Source organism: Vibrio sp. Vb1026, from assembly GCF_033338745.1.
GTDB lineage: Bacteria > Pseudomonadota > Gammaproteobacteria > Enterobacterales > Vibrionaceae > Vibrio > Vibrio alginolyticus.
In genome coordinates this window covers 1-13,806 of the sequence record NZ_JAWOTH010000012.1, presented here as the reverse complement: position 1 = coordinate 13,806, position 13,806 = coordinate 1, and the positions used below count along the sequence as shown (strand labels likewise).

Below are 13,806 nucleotides of genomic sequence, written 5' to 3'. Positions count from 1 at the left end.
ATGCCGGGCTAATTTAAGTGATTTTTATCGATTTGGAACGTGAATCAGTGTGCCGTTGCGGGCTGCTCTCCACGCTTGTCTAGCATTCCGCTGAAACGGGTTAGTAGTAGAGCACCTAATACTACGATCGCGCCAATCCAAGGTGTGTGCATCAGCCCAGCATTGGCCACGATAAGGCCACCGCCCCAAGAACCCAGTGCAATACCTACGTTAAATGCAGCAATGTTGAGACCAGAAGCGACGTCGACTGCATCAGGTGAATATTTCTCTGCTAGTTTGACAACATAAACTTGAAGTCCTGGAACGTTACCAAAGGCAAAGGCACCCCAGACAAGAATGGTCACTACTGCAGAAATTGGATTAAATGCTGTGACACTAAACACGAGCAATACCACAATTAGGCCCGAGAAAATCGCTGTCAGAGCTTTGATTGGCCCCATAGAGTCGGCCATCTTTCCGCCCCAGATGTTGCCGAATGCGACTGATACACCATAAACCAACATAATTAGGCTGATAGCGCTAGAGCCAAACCCCGAAACTTCTTCCAAAATAGGAGCCAAGTAAGTGAAGGCTGTGAACGTACCACCGTAACCGAGCGCGGTGATTGCGTACACCAAAAGTAGACGAGGTTGAGTCAAGACTTTTACTTGCGATGACAGCTTGGTTGCTGGTGGTTGTTTCAGATTACTCGGCACTAGCAGAGCGCTTCCTATCAGTGCGATGATTCCAAGGATCGCGACGATTAGGAAGGTTGCCTGCCAACCAAATGTCTGGCCAATCCAGGTGCCAAGTGGCACGCCCGTCACTAGAGCTACGGTGAGACCGGTAAACATAATAGCAATTGCGCTAGCTGCTTTTTCTTTTGACACTAGGCCAGTGGCGATAGTCGAGCCGATCGAAAAGAACACACCGTGTGCAAGCCCGGTCAGTATCCTTGCTGTAACTAGTGTGTTGTATCCAGGTGCTTGCCAGGCTAACAGATTGCCAAGAACAAACAGTGCCATAACAGAAAGCAGAACGTACTTTCTTTTCCAGTTACCAGTCAGCGCTGTTAAAACGGGAGCACCAACCGCGACACCAAGTGCGTACAGGCTAACTAAAAGACCCGCTGAAGGTAATGATACGTTGAGGTCGGAGGCCATAGTCGGTATCAGACCGACAATTACAAACTCCGTGGTTCCAATAGCAAAGGCGCTAAGCGTCAATGCAAGTAAAGCTAAAGGCATAACAACTCTCTCTTATAATCATTGAATATGAATGGATAAACGAATAGCCCGTTTCCATGCCGTGTATTATTAAAGAGTTATTCGTTGCGAAAAATGGTGTTTATTACAAAATACTTTTGCTATAAATGATGAAAATGCGCAGTTAAGAAAGGGGATGAAATGTTAACCCGATCAGATGAATTAGAGATTCTTATGGCAGTTGTGGATAGTGGTGGATTTTCTTCCGCTGCTGATGCACTAGGTATTCAAGTCGCTAGGGTGTCTCGTGCGGTTAGTAAAGTTGAATCACAGTTGGGGGTAACCTTGCTGAATCGCACGACGCGCAGAGTGGAAGTTACTGAGGAAGGGCATCAGTTTGTTGAAGCGGTTCGGTTAGGTTTACTACAAATACAGCAAGCTGAAGAAGAGATCATCACACGAGGTGAATTACCCAAGGGGCGCTTAAGAGTTGATGCCGCTAGCCCATTTGTTTTACATCAACTCGTGCCGTTAATTCAGCCATTTAAAGAGGCTTATCCTGATATTCAACTCGATCTTACCTCTAATGAGGGTTTTGTGGATCTATTGGAAAAAAGAACCGATGTGGCGATACGTATTGGACGATTATCGGATTCAACACTGCATGCTAAACCTTTAGGAACAAGCCCACTATTTATCGTTGCCACGCCTGGTTATTTATCTAAACGAGGTTTCCCTGAAGCGGTGAGCGATTTGCGCAGTCATAACTTGATCGGTTTTTCTGGCGCTAAAGTGTTAAATCAGTGGCCATTACGAGGGTTTGAGATGATAGAGCCTGATACCCTATCCAGCAGTGGTGAAACGGTTAGACAGTTAGTGCTGGCAGGGAACGGCATTGCATGTTTATCTGGCTTTATGGTGAAAGATGATCTTGATTCTGGACGGTTAGTGGCATTGTTTGAATCGGAAAAAATCACAAATACTGGACGAGAACAGGTCAATGCTGTCTTCTACAAATCTTCTTCAGTCTCTAAACGTATTTCCGCGTTCATCGACTTTATTCAACCAAGACTTACTTTAAAATAACTCTATTATTGTTGTTTTAACAAAAGAGTTTTGTCGTTATTGCAGCTTTTGTTTTTCCAAGTGCCAAGCCTAGCGTGCCACCCCTTAGTAAGGTGGCACATATTTTTATTTGATCTTAGTTAAAGCGTGGCAACACGTACTGAGCGATCTGTTCCATTGATTTCTCAATTGGTTGGCTATTACGACGGAAATGCAACCCGATGTGATTGACTCCTGCTTCTTGCACTTTTTCTAGCTCATCGCTCAAGCCATTGACTCCGGCCCGGATACCAAAATGATGCCGAACGACTGGTGCATTTGGGTTATCGACTAAATCAAGATGAATAAAGCTGGCGTAGGGTTTGTTTCCCGCTACGGAGCGCCAAAGTGCAACGCGGTGTTCATGATCATCAGGTGTGCCTGGGTAGGCGAGCCAGCCGTCTAGGTTTTCTCCTATCCATTGTGGACTTTGCTGCGCTAACCCTGCGACATAGATAGGAATATCAGCAAACTCGGGTAATAACTGTAGATCGTTACCCAGCTTATCATTTTGCGTATCTTTCAAAATCTCTACACTTTCTCGAAAAGCTGAGCCACGGCTGTCAAAGTTGGCGTTAAAAACGGGATATTCACTAGGACGGTCTCCACTAGCCACACCGAGTATCAGGCGGTCACCACTTAACTCGTTGATGGTCGCAGCGGCTTTTTTCACTAGCCAAGATTGTCTTAACGGTAATACTATCGCAGCTGTCCCTAGTAGAATGTTGTCGGTGCACGCAGAGAGATAGCCAAGATAACTGAACGGTTCATAAATTTGTGCCGCGTCTCCAAAGTTAGGGTCGTACAACGGGACATCTCTCACCCACGCTACGTTAAAGCCTAACTTATCGGCTAACATAATACGCTGTTTATGTGCACTCATGTCTGGTACGCCGAACGGTTTTCGTTGGAGCAGCCGTTTTTTCTGGCCTTCTTGGGTCCAGTCATTATCTAGGGGGAGCTCAACACCGATGGTGAATCTGTTACTTAAATCTTTATGCATTATGAAGCCTGACTATTACTTTGAGTACTAGGAGGCAAGGTGCCTCCCTGATATTCAGGACACTATGAGATTTTTGTTGTGAGAAAAAGCGGCTAAAAGACAAAAGTGTTTTGCCACAAACAGCGGTGGTCTTTAAAGGAACTGGTGGTTCTCTACCTTGATTTCTTGCTTGATGAAGTCAATAAAAGAGCTGATCCGGCGTGAGGTGCTGGCATTTTTGTAATACACCGCATGAACGGGCTGTTCGACATTATGCGTGTGTTCACTAAGCACGCCCACTAAGCGACCAGCTTGTCGGTCAGAGTAGGTCATAAAGTCAGACAGGCAAGCTATCCCCGCACCATGTAAGGCTAAACATCTTAGCGTCTCGCCATTATCAGATCTTAGGCTACTCATAATACGCAGAAGTTTGTTCTTATCATCCATGATCGGCCATTCCTTAAGATACTCCGGCTTGTTGAATCCAAGTAGCTTGTGATTGAGTAACTGATCTATTGAGGTTGGAGTACCATGTTGTCTTAAATACTCTGGACTCGCGACGATTCGAATCCGACTTTTACCAAGAAATATCGCGCGCATGGTTGAGTTTTGTAGCTCACCGATACGAAAAGCAATATCGGTTTTTGTTCCCAAAAGGCTAATATTTTCCTCATTGGAATTGAGATCGATTTCGACTTCTGGATAGAAGCTCTGATATTTAGCAATGTGCGGCGTTAGTACGTGCAGTAAGAACGGGGTAGCTGCGTTTATTCGTAGGAGGCCAGAAGGCTTATATTTCTGGCTTTTCAGTTGTGCTTCGGCATTCTCTACTGCTTCTACAATATGTCTGACTTTATCGAGGTATATCGTTCCTTCATTAGTAACATCTAACTTACGGGTTGTGCGATTTAACAAGGTCGTTTCGAGTTTGGCTTCTAGCCGAGATACCGATCGACTCACCGCCGAGACGGTCATCGATAACAGTTCAGCCGCAGAGCTGATTGAACCCGTATCGACCACGGCCATAAAGGTGCGCATTTCATCTAGAGTAGCTTTCATTGTTGAATATATTTCAAATTAGATTTGAGTATTGTTAACTTTACGGAAAGTTTCTTGCGGCGTAAAGTTTTGCTTCGAATCAACTATAAAATCGATAATTCAGGAGATTTAGATGAAAGTACCATCATTTGGCGTCGGCACGTTTCGTTTAGAGGGTGAAGTAGTTAAGGATTCAGTCCGTAATGCGTTAGAAGTGGGTTACCGCGTAATTGATACTGCACAGATTTACGGTAATGAGGTAGAAATCGGTGAAGTATTGACACAGTCCGGTATTGCACGTGATGAGCTATTCATTACGACCAAGATCTGGGTTGATAACATGAACACGGAACAACTCATTCCAAGTCTAAAAGAGAGCTTAGAAAAGCTAAATACAGATTATGTGGATTTGACCTTGATCCATTGGCCTGGCAATAACAATAACTTGAACGAATACATGGCTTCATTACTTGAAGCTAAATCGCAAGGGTTAACCCGTAATATTGGCGTATCCAACTTTAATATTGACTTGTTGCAACAAGCGATAGAAGTGGTCGGTAAAGAGAATATTGTTACTAACCAAATCGAGCTTAGCCCTTATTTGCAAAATCGTAAGTTGGTCAGCTTCATGCAGGAAAACGATATTCAGGTAACGTCTTACATGACCTTGGCATATGGGAAAGTACTTGGGGACCCAACTATTGCAGGTATTGCTGAGGACTATCAGGCCACGCCAGCTCAAGTCGCGCTTGCTTGGGCTTTGTCAAAAGGTTACGCGGTGATCCCGTCTTCAACTAAACGAGAGAATTTAGCAAGTAACCTGAAAGCACTTGAACTTAATCTGGGTGAAGAGACGATTGCAAAGATAGATGCGTTGGAAAGAAATGGCCGCGAAGTAAACCCTGAAGGGCTAGCGCCTGAGTGGGATGATTGAGTGAGTTTCACGGGAAATCATTGTCTAAATGACACCTCTGCAATCGCTGACTTCCTCAGCGTTTGACGGTAGTACAACACCATAGACGATAACGGCTCGCTTGTCTGACGATAGTGCGAGCTTTTATCTTTTTGGCCTATTAGTTTACTGTATTCTCCCGGCCTTCAATTTGGCCGGGAGACGTCATTTAGAGAACAGTTACCATTCGATTGTAGAGCCATCAAATACGCGGAAGCTTCCGGATAGCTTAAGTGTTAGCTGTTCTGCGACCGAAACAATGCCTGCAACACTTTCCTCGGCAGAAAAGGTTGCGTCCTCACCGCCCATATCGGTTTTTACCCAGCCGGGATGAACTGCGACAGTTTTTACTCCTCGCGATTCGAGATTGCGTGCTGCTGATACTAGAACCTGATTAAGCGCTGCTTTAGATGCTCGATAACTGTACATGTTACCTGAACTGTTATCGCTTAAACTCGCAACTCGGGTTGAGATTCCCACGATGGTTTTGTGCTGACTTTTCGCAACGTTGTCTTGTAGTGCTTGAATTAGCAGGGCAGGTGCGACGGTATTTATGTTTAGTACTTCTAGCCATTTTTTCTGGGTCATTTCGCCAAGCGTTGCACACTCTTCGCCTAATACACCTGCATTCAGAATTAAATGATCGAGCGGACGATCCGCTAATCGAGTGGCTAACTGATCGATATCTTGTTGGTTAGTGACGTCTAGAGCCATCAGTTGAAGTTGATTAGATTGGGTTACTAGTTCATTGAGCTGCTTAGCATTTTCTGGTGAACGACAAGTTGCGATAACTTGCCAACCTTTTCCAAGGTAGTGGCGGACAAATTGCAAGCCTAAGCCACGGTTAGCGCCAGTGATTAATACAGTAGACATCGCTTCTCCTACGTTGTTGAGTTGAACAACGACCATATTAGAGGCGACGTATAAGCATGTAATCAAAACAGTATAAAAATGGCCTAGAATTCGACATTGTCAAATCTTAAAGTTTGAGAAAGATGCTGGCAAAGTGTTTTAGCCTAGTGACCGTCAGTTCGGAGGCAGCACCGCTGACACCTGCAACAGCAACGACCTTACCATCCAAGTAAAGGGGGATCGCTAAGCAATTGAGGTTTGGCTCTGCCTCTTCTAAATCGAGTGCGTAACCTGATAATACAACCTGATTAAGTTCAGTTTCTAACGTGGGGGATATTTGGCTTTCAAGGCGCAATGTTCGGCGAAGCTCATCATCAAAACTAAGAAAAACCTTGCCGATCGCAGATGTTGTGAGTCCTTCTCGTTTCCCTCTCGGGCTACGGATAGTAAGAGGGTTATCCTGCTCTATAGCATCGATATACAAGTACTCTTTAGCGCCACTTTGTACAGCGAGGTAAGCAGTGTTGTTAGTCATTTGGGCCATTTTTTTCAGCAATGGAACAAAATGTTGTCGGATAGCTTCGTTTTTTTGTTCAATCGGCTTAGACAGTTCATAGCATCTAAACCCTAGGCTGTAGCTATGGTTGTGTTTGGATACATATCCAAGAGAGTGTAGAGTCGCAAGTAACCCGTGAACAGTCGTCTTATTTAACTGGATCGCATTACTGATCGTCTGTAATGATAGGGGAGACTCACTCATCGAGAGCAACTCGAGGATTAGAAAACCTCGCTCTAGAGACTGAATGTTTTTTCTTGCCTTGGGCACAAAGACTCCTTGATGATGGTGTTGCATCTGAATGGCTTACTGATGCTTCCACCTATAACAAACCACTACGCTGGTGGTTTGGTTTTATTAGAGAATATACTCAGCACTTAAACTGATCGGCTCGTTGTATGCGTCCACAAGGGAGTTTTTTCCTTGCTTCTTAGCATTGTATAACGCTTGGTCTAATATCGAATAGAGCTCATCAAAGTTGGTTAGTGGCATTGAGGTTGATAGATAGGCCAGACTCGCAGATATATTCAATTGATGGTCATTAAGCGAATGTACACTCTTTTCTGAAATTGTTTTATGCAGACTTTGTATTCTAAAGGGAACGTCAATCTCATCGACGTTTTTCAATAGCAAGATAAACTCTTCTCCACCTAAACGACCCAAGTAATCTCCCTTATTAAGTTTAGCTTTAAGCGCTTTGCATACCTGTTGTAGTACTAAGTCGCCAGTCGGATGACCGTACTGATCATTAATCGCCTTAAAGTCATCTAGATCGATTAATGCTAGAACGTAGCGGAAGTCTCCTTCCGCTTTGGAGGTTTGGCTTTTAATCGTCTCTATAATTGCCGCTCTGTTTAATGCACACGTTAAGCTGTCTATTTTGGCTTTTAAGCGTGTTTGTCGCTGAACCATCAATGCCAGAGCGAGGAGAATCAATAAACAGAAAACAACAAAATTATAAGTGCGTTGTTGGTCTGTGAGTTTTTCAAACTGGTACTGACTTAGAAGAGTTTCGTTGTTCAACTGCGCGACTTGTAGATCATATTCATACTCTTTTTTAGAGAGATCTAGTGCCTCTAACGCCTTGATATTACTCGCGTCTCGGTTCGTTAGTTCAATCGTCGAGTAGGCCTTGTGATGCTCCAGTGCCTTTTTGTAATCATTTTGAGCTTGGTATGCTTTTGAGAGGAGTAATTGGGCTTGCGCTTGCAATAAGGGCCTAGCGTTTTTTACCGCTAATCTTAACGCAATTGTACCGTGTTCAATCGATTTTTCGGGTGTATGGTTCTTTAAATATGCCAATCCAGCAGCCAAATGACCCTCTGTTTCAAGGTGCGTATTCTCATAAGTTTGGGCAATGTTTAATGCTCTTCCAATGTAATCTACCGCGGTATCCAATTGCCCAGAATCGGCCAAAGCAGCAGATAACCCTAAATAGGTCAACCCTTGCCCGTATGGATAATGAAGTTGTTCGAGAATCGTTAATGCATTTTTGTAGTGGCTGATGGACTTATCGAGTTCTTTGGATTTTCTGTACATCGCTCCTAGACTATGTTCGACTTGCGCAACTTCAAGAGGTGTCCCTTCATCTTGGCGAACCAGTAAGGCTTGAATGAGATATTGCTCTGATTGTTCAAATTGCCCCAGCTCTGCAAGTAAATTGCCGACGTCATTGTAAATCCCTGAAGGATCGCTTTGCGTCGACATGTTGGCCATCAACTGTCGATACAAACTTAAGGCTTTTTCATAGTCACCGCGGTAATTGTAGTTATTTGCTACCACGCGCAAAGCGAGATCAACAGGGAAGTTTTCTTGATGCTTATGATTTAAGTGGCTCTCTAAGGATGAGCAATAAAAGTTTGCTTTGTGATAACGACCTTGTTGATTCAGCGTATAACAAAGTTGATAGTTCATCAGAGCCTTGCCTTCGGAATCGGATATTTTCTTCATTGTCTGTCGCAAAGAAGAAAAGCTATCTACTGAGGCCTCGTAACTACCATGCTTACGTTCATTTAAGGCAAGAATATATTCTGATTCTAATTGAGAAAAAGGGTTGTCTAAGACTTGACTGCTGCCGTAGTAAGGCTGATTTATGTTTGACATATATTCATAAATCAATCCACTTACGTAGAGCTTTTCGCTGTCCGATTTCGCTGTATGGTAGCGATCTTGAAGCATGCTCAATGCCGACTCAGGGTTGCTTCGTAGTGTGGTTTGGTAGACAGAGTGCCACTGTGTGATATTTTGGTTTGGTTCAATATCTTGAGTGTCGCTTGCATATACTGGAGTGAGCAAAAGTGACGCAAGCAAGGGATAGAGCACGCGCATGTTTAAACGAGCCTTTAATTTAAGGTGCCTTTAAAGTTGAGTTATCATAGCGCTTTTAACGCATCAGCGTTGTGATTGAGTTGGGTGTACTAAGAAAAAGAGTAGTAAAACTATGCACTTGGTCGAGATATTGAAAGAAGAGGCATAAAAAAGAAAGACCTCAACATAAAGTTGAGGTCAGAAATCTTTAATCAATGTAAAGCTTTGCTAGATCTTGAGGCTCCATTTCTTTGCCTTCTAACTGATCGTTCCAGTTAGTTCCAACAAGAACACCATCTTCAGCAAGAGTCAAAAGCCAATCTTCAACAAAGATATCTAATGGGATTTCTAGTACAGTAAAATCTGCCCATTCTTCAACATTATGTGCTTCTGCATCTTCTTTAGAAGACCAGAAAGGCATGACTTCGCTGTTTTCGAATTCAGTTGAATCGCAAGATAGCCAACCTTCTTCATTGCGTAGACCCCAAACCAATTGGTTTTCTTTCGTTTCTGCAACAAAAAGGTCAAGGTTCGCTTGGATATCTGATGTAAGTTTGCTCATTTCAAAACTCTCGTTGTTATGACGTGGCTAGAGTAACACTAAAGTGCCGATTCCTAAAGCATAATACGGTTGTCGAAATGAGTAAAAATAAAGGAGCCGAAGCTCCTTTTCTGAGGTTAAGTATTCACTCGTTTTTGTTTGCTTTGTGCTTGCAGAGCAAACAAAAACAGGTACTTTACCTTTCTGGAAGAGTTGTGAATATTGTCCACTCTCTTTTTATCTCGCCTTTGTAACCAACGACTGATGCGGTTACTCGACGATTTAAAGCATGGCTGACTTCATCGGTCCCTTGCTGTGCTAAGTGAGTGTCACCAAAACCAACAATGCGGACTCTACTCGGTTCGATGTCGTAGCTTAGTAGGGCTTCACGGACATTGCGTGCTCGTCTTTCAGAAAGATCTTGGTTATGCTTTGAACCACCAACTTTACTAGCATAGCCGTGCAGCTCTATCGAAGTAGTAGGGTACTCTTTTAAAAAGTCGGAAAGCTCTCGGACTTGTCTTCTGAAGACTGGATTGATCTCATCAGAGTCGTTAGCAAAAAGTATCCGCACTTGCATGTTATCTGATGCTTTAATGTATTCTCCACAACCGTCGTTGTCGACCTCTGAGCCTTCAGGTGTACCTGGGCACATATCTCGAGCATTGATGACACCATCGTTATCGTCATCTTGCAAATCTGCTATTTGTTCTGCATTTGGTACAGGACGATACTCATATTCGTCTTCAGCAACAACGTGTTGAGTGATGGCGAGCATACCCAATGCAAATAGAATCTTCACTGGTTTCATGATCAGTACTCCACCTTTTCATTCCATTCTGTAGGTACATCGACACGCAAGGCATTTAACAATTGGCCAGTCGCGTTCATAACGCGGTACTTGGCGTACTGCTCTGAGTATCGAGCATCCAAGTAGTTCTTTCTCGCTTCGAAAAGTTCGTTTTCAGTATTTAACAAGTCCAGCAGAGTGCGTTTTCCAATGCGATACTGCTTTTCGTAGGCGATGACAGTTTCAGAGGCCGAATCTACGTGATCCGCTAGGAACTCTTTTTGTTGAAGTGTTAAATCTAACGCACTCCAAGATAGACGAAGGCCTTCTTCTACTTGGCGGTATGCACGTTCTCTTAGGTCTTTTGCTTTGTTTAGTTGGTAGGCAAAACTTTCGGCGTTGGCTACGTCACTACCACCGTTAAAGAGGTTGTAACGCATGCGCAACATCGCTGTTGTCTCTTCGCTGCTTCCTTCAATACCGCTTGCATCATCACGCCATGTTTGAGCCGCTTCTACCGATATCGTTGGGTAGTAAGCTCCCTTAGATTGCTTGTATTGGAACTTTGCAGAGTCCACATCAGCTACCGAGATTTTGATTACTGGGTGTGACTCGAATGCCAAGTCAATCGCTTCATCGATGGTGTAGGGAATAAAGTTTTGGTCCGCTCTTGGGAAAATCAATCCTTGTGGTGACTGTCCGACAAGGCGTGTAAAGGTGGTGTGGCTGTCATATAAGTTGTTCTGAGCTGCCACCAAGTTACCGTGAGCCTTTGCTAAACGAGCCTCTACCTGGGTTAGGTCTGCTGTAGAACCGATACCTGAGTTAACTCGCTTTTTAATGTCTTCATAGATCTTCTTATGCACTTTCAAGTTATTCTCGGAAAGTGTAAGAATTTCATAAGCTTTTACTGAGTCTAAATAAACTTTCGCGACCTCTAGAGCGGTGTCTTGGGCATCAGCTAGAAGTTGATAACGGACCGATTCAGCATCAGCTGCTGTTCGATCCATATCATTAAGTGTCGCTGAACCATCCCATATTAGCTGGGTTAGTGTCACGGTGGCTTCTTTTCTTGTCAGATCGGTTGAATCTCGCCCTGACTCTGCAGGTTTGATTCCTTCGTAACCGATACCGGCATCTAAGTCTACGGATGGGAGGTAAGCACCACCAGATGCTTCATTCACATACTGCTTGCTAACGAATTCATTGAACGCACTTTTGATGTCAGGATTGGTTTTTAATGTGTTTTCAACCGCTTGCTCTAGCGTTTGCCCAAAAGCATGACTAGCGGTGAACATACCAATACAAAAGGCGTTGGCACGAGTCCACTTCACTGTGATTCTCCTAGATAATGGTAAAAATTCTCGAGGTGATAGGGCTTATAAGTGGAATACTTATAAGGGCGTCAATAATTTAGCGCACAATAACATTAATATGCGATGAAGTAACCTGTTGATTCACTGTTCATTTGTTTCAATTTTGATAAATCAACCTACTAAATCTGCCTAAAACTTGAATTAAGATCTCAAATTAAAGATGGAGGTAATGGCTAGAAACGAGTGTCCAGGTTTTAATAAAATAAAACACTTATGCGTCTGGATTCTTATTGATGTATGACACATAATTACCTTATTGAGCATCAAATTGCTGTTATTGCACTATATATTCGGGCAATATATAGCAAATTAGTATTGTTAGTCAAAAACTTGACAGTTATTTAGGGTTAAGGTTTATATGGATCGTACAGCATTAGTGCCACTCGGTAATCAAGTCGTCGTAATAGGTTTGGATGGGCAGCTGAGAGTCCTTGCAGAAGGACAGCAGCCTCTACCAGGTGAAGTGATAGTGGCAATGACAGATGCTGCGCCTCAAGACCTGAAAATTCAGCTTGCTCAAGAGCAAGGTTTAAAAGATATTTCAGACGATGTAGCACAGATTATTAGTGCTATTGAGCAAGGTCAAGACCCTTCTGCTATTGATGAAGAACTCGCACCTGCAGCGGGTGAAAATAGTGGCTCCAGTTTGCAAAATAGTGCCACGATTGTACGAGATGGTACTGAAGTGCTAGCCTCAACAAACTTTGAAACTATTGGCTTAGAATCCCTCGGCTTATCTGAAACTCAAGCGTTGACCTTAAATGACTTCTTCACAACAGGTATCGAGACAAGTGGGGATGGCTCAAGTAAGCCACTTACTAATTCTCCAGTGACATTAAGCGCTGTTGAGGAAGATAGCGATCCAATCACGATAACTACTGATGAATTACTATCGAACGTCAATATTGATGATGCCGATACTCTTGTCATTACAAACGTCACTATTGAGAGTGGGAATGGCACCTTAATTGATAACAGCGATGGATCTTGGACTTACATTCCAGAGGCTGACGATGACACTGAAGTGTCATTCTCCTATGACATTATTGATAACGATGGCGGTGTTATTAATGGCACTGCTAACTTAGATATTACGCCTGTTAATGACGCGCCAATAGCAACTAATGATGCGATTCAAACTGACGAGGATTCCCAGGTTGTAATTGATGTGCTCGCTAACGACAGTGATATTGAAGGTGATGATTTAATCATTACCTCTGCTTCTGTACCAGAAGAGCAAGGTATCGTTGAGATTATCGATGGTAAGCTTGTTTTCACTCCGGCTGAAAATTTCAACGGTAATGCAACGATTAGCTACACCATCTCAGATGGTGAGTTAGAGGATGAAGCTCAAGTTTCGGTAACAGTAAACTCAGTTAACGATGCGCCTATTGCCTCTAATGATACAACAATTACAGAGGAAGATAGCTCAGTAACGATTGATGTCCTACCAAACGATACTGACATTGATGGCGATACGCTGTCTATCCAATCAGCGTCCGTACCTGAAGCGCAAGGCACAGTCGAGATTGTTGATGGTAAATTGGTCTTCATACCGGCCGAGAACTTCCATGGTGATGCTGAAATCACTTACACCGTTACCGATGGCTCGCTGACTGACCAAGCGACGGTCAACGTCACCGTGAATGCGGTGAACGACACGCCTGTGGTTGAAAGTAGCATTGCAGACCAAACCTTGGCGGAAGATTTCACGCCATACAGCATCGATCTAAATACCGCTTTCAGCGATGTGGATAATGTGGATGGTGAGTTAACGTTTAGCGTCTCTGGTAATAGCAACATTCAAGTGGCGATCGTCAACGGTATTGCTACGTTCACTCCAACCGCAGACTGGAACGGCTCAGAAGCGTTAACCTTTACGGCCACCGATCTAAGCGGCGAAAGCGTTAGCCAAACGGTGAACTTTACGGTTGCGCCAGTGGCGGATATCGTGGCAGATAAAGCGACGGTTGTGGAAGACACGCCAACCATCATCAAGGTCTTAGGTAACGACACGTTCGAAGGCGACGACAAAGTGGTGTCGCTGGATACCAATCACGGTCCAGCCAACGGCACGGTCTCGGTCAACCCGGACGGCAGCGTCACTTACACGCCAAACGACAA

At 43.8% G+C, this 13,806-nt stretch carries 12 protein-coding genes; 3 read left to right on the top strand and 9 right to left on the bottom strand.

All coding sequences use genetic code 11. The features are described from left to right. Nucleotides 1-44: 44 nt before the first annotated feature. Nucleotides 45-1,226, bottom strand: a complete 1,182-nt coding sequence (locus R7E47_RS16720) for an MFS transporter (RefSeq protein WP_176310984.1) — start codon at nt 1,224-1,226, stop codon at nt 45-47. Nucleotides 1,227-1,385: 159 nt separating this feature from the next. On the opposite strand from R7E47_RS16720, the gene R7E47_RS16715 reads away from it, so the two are divergent. Then, a complete protein-coding gene (locus R7E47_RS16715) occupies nt 1,386-2,270 on the top strand; it encodes a LysR family transcriptional regulator (RefSeq protein WP_033906135.1) in 885 nt (294 codons plus the stop codon). Nucleotides 2,271-2,385: 115 nt separating this feature from the next. On the opposite strand, the gene R7E47_RS16710 is transcribed toward R7E47_RS16715, so the two are convergent. Further along, a complete protein-coding gene (locus R7E47_RS16710) occupies nt 2,386-3,291 on the bottom strand; it encodes a TIGR03571 family LLM class oxidoreductase (RefSeq protein WP_318084679.1) in 906 nt (301 codons plus the stop codon). A gap of 132 nt (nt 3,292-3,423) precedes the next feature. Beyond that, a complete protein-coding gene (locus R7E47_RS16705; protein WP_225474023.1) occupies nt 3,424-4,329 on the bottom strand; it encodes a LysR family transcriptional regulator in 906 nt (301 codons plus the stop codon). Between the two features lie 112 nt (nt 4,330-4,441). On the opposite strand from R7E47_RS16705, the gene dkgB reads away from it, so the two are divergent. Next, complete coding sequence (gene dkgB / locus R7E47_RS16700) at nt 4,442-5,242, top strand: 2,5-didehydrogluconate reductase DkgB (protein WP_258483976.1); 801 nt, start codon at nt 4,442-4,444, stop codon at nt 5,240-5,242. Nucleotides 5,243-5,440: 198 nt separating this feature from the next. Here dkgB and R7E47_RS16695 read toward each other — a convergent pair whose 3' ends face one another. From R7E47_RS16695 to R7E47_RS16670, 6 genes are all read right to left on the bottom strand, one after another. Continuing rightward, on the bottom strand, nt 5,441-6,133 hold the full coding sequence (locus tag R7E47_RS16695; protein WP_258483977.1) for an SDR family oxidoreductase: 693 nt from the start codon (nt 6,131-6,133) through the stop codon (nt 5,441-5,443). Between the two features lie 106 nt (nt 6,134-6,239). After that, a complete protein-coding gene (locus R7E47_RS16690; protein WP_017635969.1) occupies nt 6,240-6,938 on the bottom strand; it encodes an IclR family transcriptional regulator in 699 nt (232 codons plus the stop codon). A gap of 87 nt (nt 6,939-7,025) precedes the next feature. Beyond that, entirely contained in the window at nt 7,026-8,996 is a 1,971-nt protein-coding gene (locus tag R7E47_RS16685; protein WP_258483978.1) for a diguanylate cyclase, read from the bottom strand. A 187-nt stretch (nt 8,997-9,183) separates the two neighbouring features. Beyond that, entirely contained in the window at nt 9,184-9,537 is a 354-nt protein-coding gene (locus R7E47_RS16680; RefSeq protein WP_005377352.1) for a DUF2750 domain-containing protein, read from the bottom strand. Nucleotides 9,538-9,712: 175 nt separating this feature from the next. Further along, a complete protein-coding gene (locus tag R7E47_RS16675; protein ID WP_005377354.1) occupies nt 9,713-10,327 on the bottom strand; it encodes an OmpA family protein in 615 nt (204 codons plus the stop codon). 2 nt (nt 10,328-10,329) lie between these two features. Next, nucleotides 10,330-11,640, bottom strand: coding sequence for a TolC family outer membrane protein (locus R7E47_RS16670; protein WP_017821962.1), 1,311 nt, complete (start codon nt 11,638-11,640; stop codon nt 10,330-10,332). Between the two features lie 400 nt (nt 11,641-12,040). Here R7E47_RS16670 and R7E47_RS16665 point away from each other — a divergent pair. Further along, nucleotides 12,041-13,806, top strand: a 1,766-nt coding sequence (locus R7E47_RS16665) for a cadherin-like domain-containing protein (protein ID WP_318084675.1), incomplete at its 3' end; no start/stop codon positions are given.